The following is a 15,082-nucleotide window of genomic DNA, read 5'->3' as shown; positions in this document are numbered from 1 at the left end:
AACGAGCCCACCCAAAAGAGCCCCCCTCTCCCCTGGTGGGAGAGGGGTTGGGGGTGAGGGGTGTGCTGAGCTTCCACGCGAACCTTCTCTGGCCGGGTAATCGCTGCGCACCCCTCATCCGACTTTTCGCTGACGCGAAAACCCACCTTCTCCCTCAAGGGGAGAAGGGGAGCGTGGGGCAATCGAGGGAGAAAGGTCACACACAATGACCGGTCCCATCCTTCAATCCGCGATCAACCCCGCCGATCCCGCTTTCCGCGCCAACGCCGCCCACAACCGCGCGCTCGTCACCGAGCTCCATGAGCACGTCGCCAAAGCCGCGCTCGGCGGCCCCACTCAAGCCCGCGACCGCCACACCGCCCGTGGCAAGCTCCTCCCGCGCGATCGTGTGGAACGCCTGCTCGATCCCGGCTCGCCCTTTCTCGAAATCGGCCAGCTTGCCGCCCACGGCCTCTATAATGGCGAAGCCCCCGGCGCTGGGTTGATCTGCGGGATCGGCCTCGTCTCGGGCCGGATGGCGATGATCGTCTGCAACGACCCAACGGTCAAAGGCGGTGCCTATTTTCCCATAACGGTGAAAAAGCACCTTCGCGCGCAGGAGATCGCGCTGGAAAACCGATTGCCCTGCATCTACCTGGTCGATTCCGGCGGCGCCAATCTGCCCTATCAGGCCGAAGTGTTTCCCGACCGGGATCATTTCGGGCGCATCTTCTTCAATCAGGCGCAGATGTCGGCGCAATCGGTCCCGCAGATCGCCTGCGTCATGGGCTCGTGCACGGCGGGCGGGGCGTATGTTCCGGCGATGAGCGACGAGACGGTGATCGTTCGCAATCAGGGAACGATCTTCCTTGCCGGGCCCCCACTGGTAAAAGCCGCTACGGGAGAAATCATCAGCGCGGAAGAACTGGGTGGGGCCGATACGCATGGGCGCAAATCTGGGGTGGTCGACCACATCGCCGAGAGCGACGAGCACGCGCTAACCATCGTTCGGCACATCGTTGCCACCATACCCCCGACAGAGGCGCCGATCACCGGCACATTCGCCGATCTCGACCCGTATATGCAGAATATGCAGGAGCTCTACGGCATCATTCCCATCGATGTCCGGGCGCCTTACGACGTCCGCGAAATCATCGCGCGATTGGTCGATGGCGGCCGGTTCCAGGAGTTCAAGGCGGCCTACGGCACCACTCTGGTCACCGGTTTCGCCAATATCTGGGGCACGCAAATCGGCATCATCGCCAACAATGGCGTGCTGTTTTCCGAAAGCGCATTGAAGGGCGCGCACTTTATCGAACTGTGCTGTCAGCGCCGTATTCCCTTGCTTTTCCTGCAAAATATTTCCGGCTTCATGGTCGGAGGAAAATACGAGGCGGGCGGAATTGCCAAGGACGGCGCCAAGCTGGTCACCGCCGTCGCTACCGCTACGGTGCCCAAAATCACCGTCATCATCGGCGGCAGTTTCGGAGCTGGAAACTACGGCATGGGCGGGCGCGCCTATTCTCCGAGGTTCCTGTTCACCTTGCCCAACGCCCGAATCTCGGTGATGGGTGGCGAACAGGCTGCTTCGGTGCTGGCCACCGTCAAGCGCGATGCCCTTGAATTGAAAGACGAAAGCTGGAGCGCGGAGGACGAGGAGGCGTTCAAGGCCCCCATCCGCGAGCGCTATGAGGCCGAGGGCAATCCCTATTACGCCACGGCGCGACTGTGGGATGACGGCATCATCGATCCCGCGCAAACCCGCGATATTCTGGGGCTCGCGTTCCGCGTCGCGCTCAACGCGCCGATCCCCGAACGCCCGCAATTCGGCCTGTTCAGGATGTAGCGATGATCCAGCGTCTCCTCATTGCCAATCGCGGCGAAATCGCTTGCCGCATCATCCGCACCGCGCGGCGCATGGGCATTGAAAGCATTGCGATTTTTTCCGACGCGGACGCCGATGCGTTGCATGTGCGGATGGCGGACAGGGCGGTGTACATCGGGCCCGCCGAAGCGGCGAAAAGCTATCTCGATGGCGCGCGGATCATCGCGGCGGCGCGGGAAACGGGGGCCGATGCCATCCATCCGGGGTTCGGTTTCCTCTCGGAAAATGCGGGGTTCGCGCAAGGGGTTATCGATGCGGGTTTGATCTGGATCGGTCCCGATCCCGCCGCCATCGAAGCGATGGGGTTGAAGGACGCGGCCAAGAAACTGATGGCGGAGGCGGGGGTGCCGGTGACGCCCGGTTACCTGGGAGAAAACCAGTCACCCGACCGACTTGTCCTCGCCGCCGACGAGATCGGCTATCCTGTGTTGATCAAGGCTGTCGCCGGTGGCGGTGGAAAGGGAATGCGGCGGGTCGAGAGGAAAGAGGATTTTACTGCCGCGCTCGAAAGCTGCAGGCGCGAGGCGAGTGCCGCGTTTGGCGACGACAGGGTGCTGATCGAAAAATACATCACCCGCCCGCGTCATATCGAGGTGCAGGTGTTCGGCGACCGGCACGGCAATGTGGTGCACCTGTTCGAGCGCGATTGCTCGGTGCAGCGCCGGCACCAGAAGGTGATCGAGGAAGCGCCCGCGCCGGGGATGGACCCGGCAACCCGCGAGGCCATCTGCGCCGCCGCGGTGAAGGCGGCCCAAGCGGTTGATTACATAGGGGCGGGCACCGTGGAATTCATCGCCGATGCCTCGGACGGGCTGCGGGCCGACCGCGTCTGGTTCATGGAAATGAACACGCGATTGCAGGTGGAGCATCCGGTGACCGAAGAGATCGCCGGCGTCGATTTGGTGGAGTGGCAGTTGAGAATCGCGGCGGGAGAAATCCTGCCCAAGTCTCAGGAGGAATTGCGGTTTTCCGGCTGGGCGGTCGAGGCGCGGCTTTATGCGGAAGACCCGGCGAAGGGGTTCATGCCATCGACGGGGCGGCTGGAGATTTTCGACCTGCCGGATGGCGTTCGGATCGAAACCGGGGTGGAAGAGGGAGACACGATCACCTCGTTCTACGACCCGATGATCGCCAAACTGATCGCCGCTGGTGAGACGCGGGACGAGGCGGTTGGAAGGCTGCGGATGGCATGCGAGGCGGTGGCCGTCTATCCGGTGCGGACCAACGCGGCGTTTCTGGCGGGGGTGTTGGGGGAGGCGGAATTTCGGGGAGGGGGTGTCGATACGGGGTTTATCGAGCGGCAAGGGGAGGTGTTGACTCAAGCTGTCGAGCCGTCGGCTCAAGTGATTGAATTGGCCGCAGTATCGTTTCTGCCGGAGGGGCAGGGGCCGTGGCACCGGCTTGTGGGGTTCAGGATGAACGCCGAGCCGAAGCGAGAGGTGCGGATGCGGTTCGATGGGAGGTTGGTGTCTGCGGTGCTGCCCCAAGAACGCCCTTCTCCCGGTGTGCAGCGTTTCAATGCGAACCACGGTTGGCGGAAGCAGCTCAGCGCACCCCTCATCCGACCGCTTCGCGGCCACCTTCTCCCTCAAGGGGAGAAGGGGAGTACGCCGCAAGTGCCCAGAATCGTGCGGCGCGCACCCCACCAAACCCTCATCGCCCACCGCGGCGAAGTCTTCGCCTTCACCCCCGACGAGACCGAGGCGAGCCATGGGGCGGCGGCGGGGGATGGCGCGATAGCCGCACCGATTCCGGGGAAAATCAGCGCTATCGCCGTCGCAGAAGGCCAGTCCGTCAAGAAGGGCGATGCGCTGGTTATCCTCGAAGCGATGAAGATGGAGTACACTCTGTCCGCGCCTTTCGATGGTGTCGTCGCCTCCGTCGATGCCGCCACGGGCGATCAGGTTGTCGAAGGCGCGGTGCTGGTGCGGGTGGAGGAAGGGCCATGAGCGGACGCTATTACGAGGAATGGACGGTTGGCGACGTCATCGCCCATCCCATCCGCCGCACTGTGACCGAGGCCGACAATCTGCTGATCACGGCCCTGACCCACAATCCCCAGCCGCTGCATCTCGATGCCGAATATGCGGCGGGCACCGAATTCGGGCGGATCGTCGTCAACGGCACCTTCACCTTCGCGCTGATGGTGGGGCTTTCGGTGGGCGAAACCACGCTAGGCACGCTCGTCGCCAATCTGGGCTATGACGCCGTGAAAATGCCAAGGCCGGTGTTTGTGGGCGATACGCTGCGAGCGGAGACGCAGGTGACGGCCATGCGCGCCTCGGAAAGCCGGCCCAATGCGGGTATCGTCACCTTCTCGCACCACGCGCTCAACCAGCGCGACGAAATTGTCTGCACCTGCACGCGCACCGCGCTGGTGCAGCGGAGGCCGCAATGAGGCTGCGCTCGTTGCTGTTCGTGCCGGGAGACCGGCCGGACCGCATGGAAAAGGCCATGGCAAGCGGGGCCGACGCGGTGATCCTCGATCTCGAAGATTCGGTGCTGCCCCAGCGAAAGCCATGGGCGCGCAAGGATGTGGCTCGGTTTCTCGATACGGCTGCGCGCGGGGTGCCGCTGTTCGTCCGCGTCAATCCACTGGGCGGCTCGGACCTCGCAGCCGATCTCGAAGCGGTGCTGCCGGCCCACCCCGATGCGCTTGTGCTGCCGAAATCGGAATCGGGAAGTTCGGTCGCCGAACTGGCGGCCATGCTGGGCCTCGTCGATACGAAAATCCTGCCCATCGCGGCCGAGACGCCAAGATCGGTCTTCGGGCTGGGCACCTATGGTGCGGTCGCCAGCCGGCTGTGCGGTCTGACCTGGGGCGCCGAGGATTTGCCCGCCGCGACGGGCGCGACGACCGCGCGCGATGAGAGGGGCTTCTATACAGGCCCGTATGAGCTGGTACGAAGCCTTGCGCTGTTCGGCGCCCACGCCGCCGGGGTTCCGGCCATCGAGACGGTTTACCCCGACATTTCCGACAGCGCCGGTCTCGCCGCCTACGCAGGAAGAGGTCGGCGGGACGGGTTCACGGGCATGATGGCCATTCACCCCAGCCAGATCGGCATCATCAACGACGCCTTTACGCCGACCGAGGCCGAGATTGCCCATGCCCGCGCGGTGATCGCCGCTTTCGCCGAAAATCCTGAGGCCGGGGCGGTCAAGCTCGATGGCAGGATGCTCGATCGGCCGCATCTGCGATCGGCCCAGCGGCTGCTGGCTTCGGCCGATCCGGGCACTGCCATCAAACCGTAACTTTCGCTTCGTATTTGCCGCCAATTCGCGCTACGGATTGCGGCATGGCTTCTGGTTCACCATCTCCATCACACCCGGTCGACCTTTTCATCATCGGCGGGGGCATCAATGGCTGCGGCATCGCGCGGGACGCGGCGGGGCGCGGTTTCTCGGTGTTTCTCGCCGAAATGGACGATCTGGCCTCGGGCACGTCCTCGGCCTCGACCAAGCTGATCCATGGCGGGCTGCGCTATCTTGAACATTATGAATTCCGGCTGGTCCGCGAAGCGTTGATCGAACGGGAAATCCTGTGGTCGATGGCTCCCCATATCATCTGGCCGCTGCGGTTCGTCCTGCCCCACCACAAGGGGTTGCGGCCCAAATGGCTGCTGCGGATGGGGCTGTTCCTCTACGACCATCTGGGCGGACGTAAACGCCTGCCGCCGACGGCGACGCGCGACCTCAATGCCGATCCGCTGGGCAAGGTGCTCAAGCCCGGCCATGAGACGGCGTTCGAATATTCCGATTGCTGGGTGGACGACGCTCGCCTCGTTGTTCTCAACGCCCGCGACGCGGCGGCGCGCGGGGCCATCATCCGGACGCGAACCAAAATGGTCGGCGCGCGGCGTGAAGGCGGGCTCTGGCACGTCGATATCGTCAACGAAACGACCGGCGAACGGGAAACGGTGACGGCGCGCATGCTCGTCAACGCGGCTGGGCCCTGGGTGGAAAAGGTGCTCGGCACGGCCGACAGTCATGCGGTGCGTCTGGTCAAGGGCAGCCATATCGTCGTCAGGCGGCTCTATGACGATCCGCGCTGCTTCTTCTTCCAGAATGCCGATGGCCGCATTTTCTTTTCCATTCCCTATGAGCGCGAGTTTACGCTGATCGGGACCACGGACGCCGATTTTTCCGGCGATCCGGCCGATGTGAAAATCTCTGACGCCGAGATCGATTATCTGATCGCGGCGGCCAATGGCTATTTCGCCGGGGAGATCGGGCGCGGGGATATCGTATGGACCTATTCTGGTGTGCGCCCGCTCTACAATGACGGGGCCTCCAAGGCGCAGGAAGCGACGCGAGACTATGTGCTCAAGCTGACCGGGGAGGCCGATGAGGCACGCCTGCTCACCGTGATCGGCGGCAAGATCACCACCTATCGTCGCCTCGCCGAATCCGCGCTGGCGCAGGTGGAAAAGGCGCTCGGCGCCCGGAGCGGGAAATGGACGGCGGGAGCGCAATTGCCTGGCGGGGATTTCGGCCTCGACGGCTTTATGGCCGAAGTGGCGCGGCTGCGGGAGCGCTACGGATTTCTCTCCGAAAGCGAAGCCGAAATCTTCATCCGTCGCTACGGCACCGAGGCGCAAGTGATTCTGGGCGCAGCGAAATCCGCCGGCGACCTCGGCGTTGATTTCGGCGCCGGGCTCTACGCCGCCGAGGTGGATTTTCTCATCGACAGGGAATGGGCGCGGACGGTCGAGGATATCCTCTGGCGGCGCACGAAATTCGGCTTGCACGCCGACCGGATCGATATGCCGGCCCTTGCCTCATATGTGCAGGAAAAGGTCGGCGGGGCGTAGGGTTTGGAAGGCCTTGGTTTACGCGGCACTGGATTCCGGGAATAAATCCCGGAATGACAGATTGAGTTTTTGGGCAGTGCCGCGCCCTTATCCACTTTCCTGTCACCCTGGGATTTATGCCGGGGCGACCTGCGGCCCAGCCTAGAGCGGGCGGACCCAGATATTGCGGAAATCGACATCCGCATTGTGGTCTTGCAGCCGGATCGGCTGGCAATCATGGGCCGCGTAACGCGGATAGCCCACCCACGCCGTGGTGCCCTGAACCTGGGCGTGGTTCTGCACCACAACGCCATTGTGCAGCACGGTGATGTATGCCGGTTTGCGCACCGAGCCGTCCTCGCCAAAGATCGGCGCCTCGAAGACGATGTCGTAGGTCTGCCACTCGCCGGGCGCGCGCGAGGCGTTAACCAGGGGCGGGTGCTGCTTGTAGATCGAACCCGCCTGGCCGTTCACATAGGTGGGGTTGTCGATGCTGTCGAGAATCTGGACCTCGTAGAGATCCTGGATCTTGATGCCGCTGTTGCCGCGATCCTGGCCGTCATAGCCCTCGATATCCTCCGAAACGCGCCACTCGATATGCATCTGGATGTCACAAAACGATTCGGTGGTCCGGATATCTCCGGTGCCCCGGGCAACCGAGAGAACGCCATCTTCGACGGTCCATTCGGCGGCACCGCCATCGACCGATTCCCAGGCGTCGAGATTGGCGCCGTCGAACAGCACCACCGCATCGGATGGAACCTCGCCTTCGGCAGCATCGACGCTTTTGGGAATGGGCTCCCAGATTTCGGTGACCACCGACTGAACGTCGCGCGGAATGTCGATGTCTTGCGCAAAAGCGGCAAAACCGGGCGTGAGAACCGCCGCCGAAACGGCGACGAGAAAGATGGAACGGTGCACTGTATCCTCCCAGGGGTTGCGTGTCGGGGTCCCGAGCCGCAACGCGCACGTCGCCGCCGCCACTCGGGCGAGCTCTGGGATACTAGGATACGATGTCGGCGGAGTCCAGTTTGCTGCGGCTCGGCGCTCGCGCAATGATGCGCAAGCGCCGGGCTGCTTGATTGTCAGGGCACGAAGGTTTCGCGTGTGTAGTGCGCGAAGCGCGATACCGCGACCACTTCGGCGTTCTCGACGACGAGAGTGCCTGCAAGCCCGCCGCTGGCACTGAGATCAAACTGGTCGACCCGATCGACGTCGTTGGCCACGCTTTGCAATACGTCGACCACCTGGTCGCCGCGATACATGCGATAAAAATCCGGCGTAGCGCCGGAGAATACCGTCTGATCGAAGCTCGACAGGGTCGGGGTGGCCTCTTCATAGCTCAGCGAAAGCGTGAGATTGTCTCCATCTTCCGAGGCGATAGTCCAGGTTTCCTGGCTGCTGGTGACCAGATCGACGGTGCTCGACGAACGTTCCAGGGTGACGCTTGCGGGTTCGTAATTGCCATAGGCGGCCGGCGCGCCGGCCGCTGCGTACCCGCCGACGATCACCAGACCCGCGTCGTCGCCGGCGCCCTTGGCGGGAACGGCAAAGACGGCGAGTTGATTGGTGCCACCGCCCAGCGGAGCGCCTGCGGCATCGAGCGCCAATTTGCGATCGACAAGAAGCATGATCACATTGGCGCCCGTCGTTGGTCCCTCGGCCGCCGGCGTGGATTCCCAGCCCTCGGGCAAAACGCCCTGAACGACGTCATCTGGGACGGTCAGGTAAACATAGGTCCTGGCCTCGGACACCACGTTCTCTGTCTGCGTTTCGGCCTGCGCTGCCGTGGCTGTCGCCAGGGCTGCCCCAAGCATCAATGTGGTTGGCAAAATCGTTTTCATTCTTCCTCCTCCGCCGCAAGGCTGGATTGCCCGAACTGATTTTCGGACGCCTTACCGGGTTACAGTGAAATGTTAGTGAGCGCCATAACCACCCCGATATTAGACGGGGAACGGCGGCAATACGCGCCATCTTCGGGCGAAGATACCGGCAATCATTTCAATCGCTTGGAAGGTGAATGGTGGAGCTGAGCGGGATCGAACCGCTGACCTCGTCATTGCGAACGACGCGCTCTCCCAACTGAGCTACAGCCCCATTCAAGGACCGCTATTAGCGCAATTTGTTTTGCACTGGAAGAGGGTGAGGCGACTATTGTGTCGGAAGCGCCAGGGCGATCTGTCCGGGAACGGTCTCGACTGGCTGGAACTGGAGATTCGCGCAGTTGTCGGCGAAGATTTCGACCCAGGACGCGGCCCGCTGCTCGATATAGACGACCCGGTTCGACTCCCCCTCGATCGTTGCGTCTTCGGCTGCGCTGTGGGCGCGATCTGCCGCTACGAGAAAATCGTCGTCGGCGAAATTGTTGCAGCGCTCGATATCGATCGACCGCCAGGCCACCAGGGCGATGTCGATCATGTCGCGCGCGATCTGCCGGCTGAAATCCATATAGGGGACGAGTCCATCGTCCCCGCATTCGATCGCCGCCGCCTCGGCCCGCATGGCCGCGAGGCGGTCCGGCATGTCCTCGAGCCGAGGTGTTCCGACCGCGATCAGTTCATCGAGGCGCAAGCTCGCTCCCACCTGTTCGAGCGGGGTGAGATAGTCCAGCGTCATATCGAAGAGCGCGCAGCGCGTAGTGACCTCTGTGCCCACCACGAGCGCATCGATATCGGTGAGCATCTGTTCGGTTCCCGTAACGTCCTGGGCATACGTGCTGCCGCTGAGCAATCCGCTGGAAATACAGATAAGGCAGGAAAGCACTCGGACCGACAAAAAGGGGGCCTTTCGAACAGGGGAAAGTGGCTCAGCAGTGCATATCACAATGTGGCCGTTTTGCGGACCATCGAGGGTTTGGGCGTTGTTGCGGCAAACTTCTAAACAGCCCGTAAACGATGTTTGCCTCAAGTCTTAACGAGTGGTTTCCAGATGTGTGGATATTTTGCAACATTCACCCTGCAACCCTTAAGAGTGCCTGTTGAAGGGGCTTAACGGTTGTTGCGCGGGCAACCGGCATCGCTAGAGTGGGTCTTGCGAATCCATGCATGGGATCGTTTGTCGGTCGCAACGCGGCGGCAACACACGACACCAAACAAAAATGTGGTCGCGTTTCGACAAACTGCCGGATAGCCCGGTAACAAACTGAATGACTGACTTTGGAGGTCAATTATGAAACTTAAGAGCCTTCTTCTGGGTTCTGCAGCCGTTCTGGCCCTGTCGACGGGTGCCCAGGCAGCTGATCCGATCGTCGAGTTCGTTTCGCTCGGCGTTTGCGATGCGCTCGGCATGTCCGGCCTGACCATCGAATCCGACGACACCTGCCTGCTCGTTTCGGGTTCGGTCGAATATACCTTTGAGACCGGCAACTACACCGGCGAGTTCTTCACCGACTCGACAGTTGAGTGGCAGGTTCTGTTTGATGCCGCTACCCAGACCGACGCTGGCACCGCTCGCGCCGTCATTCGTCTGAATGACTCCGGCACGCAGGATAATGGTGATCTTCTGGTTGAAGCTGAGCGTGCCTATGTTCAGTTCGGTGACACCACCGTCCTGACCGCCGGTCGCATTGGTTCGATCTTCGACACTGAAATTCTCGACAAGCGTTACGGCTGGCTGAACTTCGACGAAGTCGACAACGGCTACCTGCTGGGCAACGAAGTTGAAACTGGCGGTCACGGCATTCAGATCGAAGCGCTTGTCGCTGATGGCTTTACCGTTCTCGCCGCTCTGGAAAACCTCCAGAACGACGGTGAAGGTACTGCTGGCCTCGGCGTCGCCTACAACGGCGCGGGTATCTCGGCTGAGGCCGGTGTGCTGCTTGGCGACATCTTCGGTGAAGTCGACCAAGTCAACTACTACGCTCGTGCTGTCGCAGAATTCGACGCGTTCCTCGTTCGCGGCGGTATCCTGGTCGACGGAACCGACGATGCCAACGAAACTCGCGATTGGATCGCTTCGCTCGGTGCGGAAGCCACCTTCGACATGTTCTCGCTTTCGGCTGACGCTATGTTCGCTGACGAGGCCTTCAACATTGCTGCCGAAGGTGCATTTGGTGCAACCGACGCCATCGAAATCTACATCGGTGCTGCTTACTCCGAGTCCAACAACGGTCTCCCGCTGATCATGACTGCCGCGTACTATGACGACGCAGCAATCGTCACCGATGAACTCTTCACCGTTTACGGTGGCGTGAACTTCGACGTGACCGAGACCATTGTTGCTACTGCTGAACTCGGCTATGTTGATTACAACGGCGGCGATCTCGTTTACGGTGCTGCTGGCGTGACCTACGCTCCCGGCGGCAACTTCGAGACCAGCGTCGACGTTTACGGCGACACCGAAGATCTCTATGCCATCACTTTCAACGCTTCGAAGTCGTTCTAAGAACGTTTCGAAATAGAAGTGTGGGAAAGGGTCCGGCCTTGGCCGGGCCCTTTCTTTTGGTTCAGGCTTCCGCAATTTTTCCTCGCGCGATGACATTATCGTGCCGAGCCTTAGGGAGGCAGATGGGCTGGAATCGTCTAGAGTGGGGCGAATCGTGGGCGCGGTATGCGCTCGTTGTGATCCTCTCAGCTGAAGCCAATTTATGACCGCACGAAATCTCGTCGCTCTCTCCCTGATTGTCGCTGCGCTCCCACTGATGAGCGCGCCGGCCCAAGCCCAGGTCCAGGACCTCGACATTCAGCAAGAGCGTAAGAAGCCCGATCAACCGAAAGGCGAGGCATCGGTGGGCGGGGATATCGACTCGGCAAGCCTTCAGGTCTGCCGTGAGCAGCTTGAAACGTTCATGACCGACCGATCGATCCTCTTTGCGTCGGGGAGCGCGCGGATTGCTGCGGAATCGGAAGGGGATTTGGGGGAAGTGGCTGAAATCCTTACCGATTGCCCAGCCACGCCGGTTTATATAGAAGGACATACCGACGCCGATGGGCGGGCGGAGACCAATCTGATCCTGTCGCTGTCGCGGGCGGAAGCTGTTGTCTTTGAGTTGACCCAATTGGGTATCGACCCGGAGCGGCTTTACGCCGTAGGCTATGGGGCGAGCCTGCCGATCGCGTCGAACGATACGGCGGTTGGAAAGGCGCAGAACCGCCGGATCGTCTTCAGTTTCGAAGATGCTGCCGGAGCCGAATAGGGGGTAAGGCATTGAGCGACATAGCGTATCTCATCATCATCAATTGGCCCTTTTTGGTGATCGCATTGCTGATCGGGATTGCCACCGGATGGTATGGCTCGCCGGAAAATCGGCAGTGAGGGCCATGCAATGAATCCCACTCCGCATATCATTCCCAGCGCACTGCTGCTGCTCGTCGCTTTCCTGATCGGCTGCGTGATCGGCTATTTGCTTAAACGCGTATTTGGTCCGCGCGGGGTAGGAGACGAGGCGAGCACGGATGTGGCCGGGTTGGGGCTGCTCTCGGAACCGCTCGGCGGGAAGCCGGACGATCTCAAAAAAATCAAGGGCGTAGGGCCCAAGCTTGAAGCGCTTCTCCATGAAAATGGTGTCTATCATTTCCATCAGATCGCTGCCTGGGACACGCGCGCTATCATTCTTATGAATGATCGACTGTCCTTCAAAGGGCGCATCGAGCGAGAGAAGTGGGTTTCGCAGGCGCAGGCGTTGGCCGAGGAAGAAGCGCGGTAGGTCTATTCGATAGTGTGGCGTTTGGGGCGGCGCTGCTGCTGGATTCCGGGAATAAATCCCGGAATGACAGGCTGAGTTGGGGCGGCGCCGTTCCTACATCACTTCTAGCCCCTTATTCCTCGTCGAGCGGACGGCGGCAAACCTCGATCAGGAACTGGGCGAGCGCGTCGCGTTCGGCGGCGCCGTCCAGGAGGGCGGGGGAGCCTTGGCCGGAAATAAGAAGGGTTGCCGCGTCGGGGCGCAGGCGGACCATTTCCTCGAAAGTCGCGCGGCGGAGCTGGTCGCTGAGCTGAGTGCGAACGATCATCAGAGGAGAATGGGCGAGGGCGCCGAAGAGGCGCCACTGGGGTTCGAGCACGTCATCGAATTCGAACTGCTCGAGTTGTTCGATCAGCCGGCTGTCGAACAAGGCCTCCAGGCGACCGCGTTGTCCCTGGACATAGACCCGTTCGGCAAGTGCGTCGAGGCGGGCTTCGGTTTCTCCCGGATAGTCGGTGCCGAGGATCTTGTGCAATGCGGAACGCGTGGCGGAGGGGCCGCGCAGTTCGGTGAGGTGCCGGAAATTGGTGCGCATCCGCACCAGCCCCCGGGAATCGGCCACCGGCCCGGAATCGACCAGCACAGTGCCGGCGGGCATGGTGGGGTGACGCGCTGCCGCGAGCATGGCGACTTGACCGCCATGGCCTTCGCCGATCAATACGGCGCGGGCAATATCGAGCGCGTTGAGAACGTCGATGACGCAATCGGCATCCTGCAGGGTCGAATAGGCGAGATCCCTGGGGTTCCGGGAGGAGCGTCCGCGACCCGGCAGGTCGATCAGCACGAAGGCAAACCCGGTGCCGGGAAGCTGATTGACGGCGGCGGGGAGATCGGCGAAATCGGCCATATTGCGCAGATAGCCGGGGATGCAGATTACGGGAACCGTTTCGTCGGTTAGCGTCCCGTGGATATGGACGGCGATTTGCACGCCGGCCCAGCCGCAGGTGACCATGCGGACCGGCAGGTCGGACAGAATCAGAGCCTCAGGCAGGGGCTTGGCGCGGTTGAACATGACGCTTCATACCACGGCGCGCGCCTTGGACAATCTCTCCTTCGTGTTGCCGGAAAGCGGCGCGGTTGCGCTTGTCGCGCCATGCAAGTGCCACTATGGTGCGCCAGTTTTCGGGGTGACAAATTCGTCATCTCGCGCCATCAAGAACACGTCCACATTTCCGTGGACAATATCAATTGAGCAGAATACGGGCTTGCCGGGCGCGCCGGTGGTCCAAATCGAGGACTGTTTCGCATGTTTAGCGGGTCGATCACGGCGCTCATAACGCCGTTCCAGAATGGTGCTGTTGACGAAGACGCGATGGCGCGCTTCGTCAAATGGCAGATCGACGAGGGGACCAACGGGCTGGTGCCCGTGGGCACGACCGGCGAAAGCCCCACCGTGAGCCATGAAGAGCATCGCCGCGTCATTGAGATCACTATCGATGTCGCCAAGGACCGCGTGCCGGTGATCGCCGGCGCGGGCTCCAATTCCACCCGCGAAGCGATCCATCTTGCCGAATTCGCCGAAAAGGCCGGGGCCGATGGTATTCTTACTATCGTGCCCTATTACAATAAGCCCAGCCAGGAAGGGCTGTTCCAGCACTTTTCGGCAATCGCCAGGGCCACGAGCCTGCCGGTCATCCTTTACAGCGTGCCGGGGCGGACGGTGGTCGATATCGCTGTCGACACGATCAAGCGGTTGCGCGACGCCTGCCCCAATATCGTGGGTGTAAAGGACGCGACGGCGGACATGAGCAAGGCGACAATGACGCGGGCGGCGCTCGGCCCCGATTTCATTTTGCTGTCGGGCGAGGATATCACGGCGCTCGGCTTCAACGCCCATGGTGGGAATGGGTGCATCTCGGTGACGTCCAATGTCGCTCCCAAGCTCTGCTCTGCCTTCCAGGCCGCGTGCCAGGCCGGCGACTTTGCCACGGCCCTGACGATCCAGGACCGGCTGGCACCGCTGCACAGGGCATTGTTCATCGAGCCCAACCCCCAGGGGGTTAAATATGCGGCCTCAAGGCTGGGCCTGTGCGGCGACGAGGTTCGTCTGCCGCTGGTGCCGGTCTCCGAGATCGCGAAAACGGCTATAGACGGCGCGCTGGTTCACGCGGGCCTTATCAACTGATCGGTCTTTCATGGCACCGAAGAAGGAAAAAGAATTGCTCGAAACCGGTGTCGTGGCGGAGAACCGCCGCGCCCGCTTCGACTATGAGGTTCTCGAAACGCTCGAGGCCGGATTGGTGCTGCGCGGAACCGAGGTCAAATCGCTGCGCAACGGCAAGGCCCAGATCGCCGAATCCTATGTTTCGCCCGAGGATGGGGAGTTGTGGCTGATCAACTCCAATATCCCCGAATACGTGCAGGCCAACCGCTTCAACCATGACGAGAAACGCCGGCGCAAGCTGCTCGTCTCGGCGCGGGAAATGGCCAAGCTAGCGCGGGGGGTGGAACGGCAGGGCAACACCATCGTGCCGCTCAAGCTCTATTTCAACGAGCGGGGCATGGCCAAGCTGCTGATCGGTTTGGCCAAGGGGCGCAAGTCCTACGACAAGCGCGAGGTCCAGAAGGATCGGGACTGGTCGCGCGACAAGCAGCGGTTGCTCAAGCAGGGGTAGGGCAAACCGCCTGCGGCGGAGCACTTAGCCGACTCGGCGCACCCCTCATCCGACCTTTCGCTTTCAGCGAAAGCCCACCTTCTCCCTCAAGGGGAGAAGGGGAGCCTCTTGCAGCGTTTCGGTAGGATTC

At 61.8% G+C, this 15,082-nt stretch carries 14 protein-coding genes and 1 tRNA gene; 10 read left to right on the top strand and 5 right to left on the bottom strand.

Annotated elements, in window-relative coordinates; translation table 11 throughout:
- The first annotated feature begins 205 nt into the window (after positions 1-205).
- From V4T21_RS07290 to glpD, 5 genes are read left to right on the top strand one after another with little or no spacing between them, the layout of a single operon-like run.
- The gene (locus V4T21_RS07290; RefSeq protein WP_332714926.1) at positions 206-1,825 is read left to right on the top strand and encodes a carboxyl transferase domain-containing protein; all 1,620 of its coding nucleotides are present in this window, start codon (positions 206-208) and stop codon (positions 1,823-1,825) included.
- 2 nt (positions 1,826-1,827) lie between these two features.
- Positions 1,828-3,813 carry an acetyl/propionyl/methylcrotonyl-CoA carboxylase subunit alpha gene (locus V4T21_RS07285; protein ID WP_332714924.1) on the top strand — a complete coding sequence of 662 codons (1,986 nt, stop codon included), beginning with the start codon at positions 1,828-1,830 and terminating at the stop codon, positions 3,811-3,813.
- Positions 3,810-4,262, top strand: a complete 453-nt coding sequence (locus V4T21_RS07280) for a MaoC family dehydratase (RefSeq protein ID WP_332714922.1) — start codon at positions 3,810-3,812, stop codon at positions 4,260-4,262. The genes V4T21_RS07285 and V4T21_RS07280 overlap by 4 nt, the downstream gene beginning before the upstream one ends.
- On the top strand, positions 4,259-5,116 hold the full coding sequence (locus V4T21_RS07275; RefSeq protein ID WP_332714920.1) for an HpcH/HpaI aldolase/citrate lyase family protein: 858 nt from the start codon (positions 4,259-4,261) through the stop codon (positions 5,114-5,116). Before V4T21_RS07280 ends, V4T21_RS07275 begins: the two co-directional genes overlap by 4 nt.
- Before the next feature lie 44 nt (positions 5,117-5,160).
- Positions 5,161-6,675 (top strand): glycerol-3-phosphate dehydrogenase, encoded by a 1,515-nt coding sequence (gene glpD / locus V4T21_RS07270; protein ID WP_332714918.1) that lies wholly within the window; start codon positions 5,161-5,163, stop codon positions 6,673-6,675.
- 141 nt (positions 6,676-6,816) lie between these two features.
- Here glpD and V4T21_RS07265 read toward each other — a convergent pair whose 3' ends face one another.
- From V4T21_RS07265 to V4T21_RS07250, 4 genes are all read right to left on the bottom strand, one after another.
- Positions 6,817-7,575 carry a 3-keto-disaccharide hydrolase gene (locus tag V4T21_RS07265; protein ID WP_332714916.1) on the bottom strand — a complete coding sequence of 253 codons (759 nt, stop codon included), beginning with the start codon at positions 7,573-7,575 and terminating at the stop codon, positions 6,817-6,819.
- Between the two features lie 164 nt (positions 7,576-7,739).
- Complete coding sequence (locus tag V4T21_RS07260; RefSeq protein ID WP_332714914.1) at positions 7,740-8,498, bottom strand: hypothetical protein; 759 nt, start codon at positions 8,496-8,498, stop codon at positions 7,740-7,742.
- Between the two features lie 177 nt (positions 8,499-8,675).
- Positions 8,676-8,751: transfer RNA gene (locus tag V4T21_RS07255), tRNA-Ala, on the bottom strand.
- Between the two features lie 54 nt (positions 8,752-8,805).
- Positions 8,806-9,336 carry a hypothetical protein gene (locus V4T21_RS07250; RefSeq protein ID WP_332714912.1) on the bottom strand — a complete coding sequence of 177 codons (531 nt, stop codon included), beginning with the start codon at positions 9,334-9,336 and terminating at the stop codon, positions 8,806-8,808.
- Between the two features lie 486 nt (positions 9,337-9,822).
- Between V4T21_RS07250 and V4T21_RS07245 the strand changes: the two genes are divergently transcribed.
- The 3 genes from V4T21_RS07245 (at position 9,823) to V4T21_RS07235 (ending at position 12,298) form a co-directional block, all read left to right on the top strand.
- Positions 9,823-11,037 (top strand): porin family protein, encoded by a 1,215-nt coding sequence (locus V4T21_RS07245; RefSeq protein WP_332714910.1) that lies wholly within the window; start codon positions 9,823-9,825, stop codon positions 11,035-11,037.
- Between the two features lie 202 nt (positions 11,038-11,239).
- On the top strand, positions 11,240-11,788 hold the full coding sequence (locus V4T21_RS07240) for an OmpA family protein (RefSeq protein ID WP_332714908.1): 549 nt from the start codon (positions 11,240-11,242) through the stop codon (positions 11,786-11,788).
- A 129-nt stretch (positions 11,789-11,917) separates the two neighbouring features.
- Complete coding sequence (locus V4T21_RS07235; RefSeq protein WP_332714906.1) at positions 11,918-12,298, top strand: helix-hairpin-helix domain-containing protein; 381 nt, start codon at positions 11,918-11,920, stop codon at positions 12,296-12,298.
- 112 nt (positions 12,299-12,410) lie between these two features.
- On the opposite strand, the gene V4T21_RS07230 is transcribed toward V4T21_RS07235, so the two are convergent.
- Positions 12,411-13,349: an alpha/beta fold hydrolase gene (locus V4T21_RS07230; protein WP_332714904.1), complete on the bottom strand. Its 939-nt coding sequence runs from the start codon at positions 13,347-13,349 to the stop codon at positions 12,411-12,413.
- 234 nt (positions 13,350-13,583) lie between these two features.
- Here V4T21_RS07230 and dapA point away from each other — a divergent pair, with 234 nt between their 5' ends.
- Both dapA and smpB read left to right on the top strand, forming a co-directional pair.
- Positions 13,584-14,462 carry a 4-hydroxy-tetrahydrodipicolinate synthase gene (gene dapA / locus V4T21_RS07225; RefSeq protein WP_332714902.1) on the top strand — a complete coding sequence of 293 codons (879 nt, stop codon included), beginning with the start codon at positions 13,584-13,586 and terminating at the stop codon, positions 14,460-14,462.
- A 10-nt stretch (positions 14,463-14,472) separates the two neighbouring features.
- Positions 14,473-14,952 (top strand): SsrA-binding protein SmpB, encoded by a 480-nt coding sequence (gene smpB, locus V4T21_RS07220; protein WP_332714900.1) that lies wholly within the window; start codon positions 14,473-14,475, stop codon positions 14,950-14,952.
- Positions 14,953-15,082: the final 130 nt, after the last annotated feature.

Origin of the sequence: Pelagibacterium mangrovi (assembly GCF_036662815.1) — a bacterium.
GTDB lineage: Bacteria > Pseudomonadota > Alphaproteobacteria > Rhizobiales > Devosiaceae > Pelagibacterium > Pelagibacterium mangrovi.
This window is presented reverse-complemented; position numbering and strand designations above follow the sequence as displayed.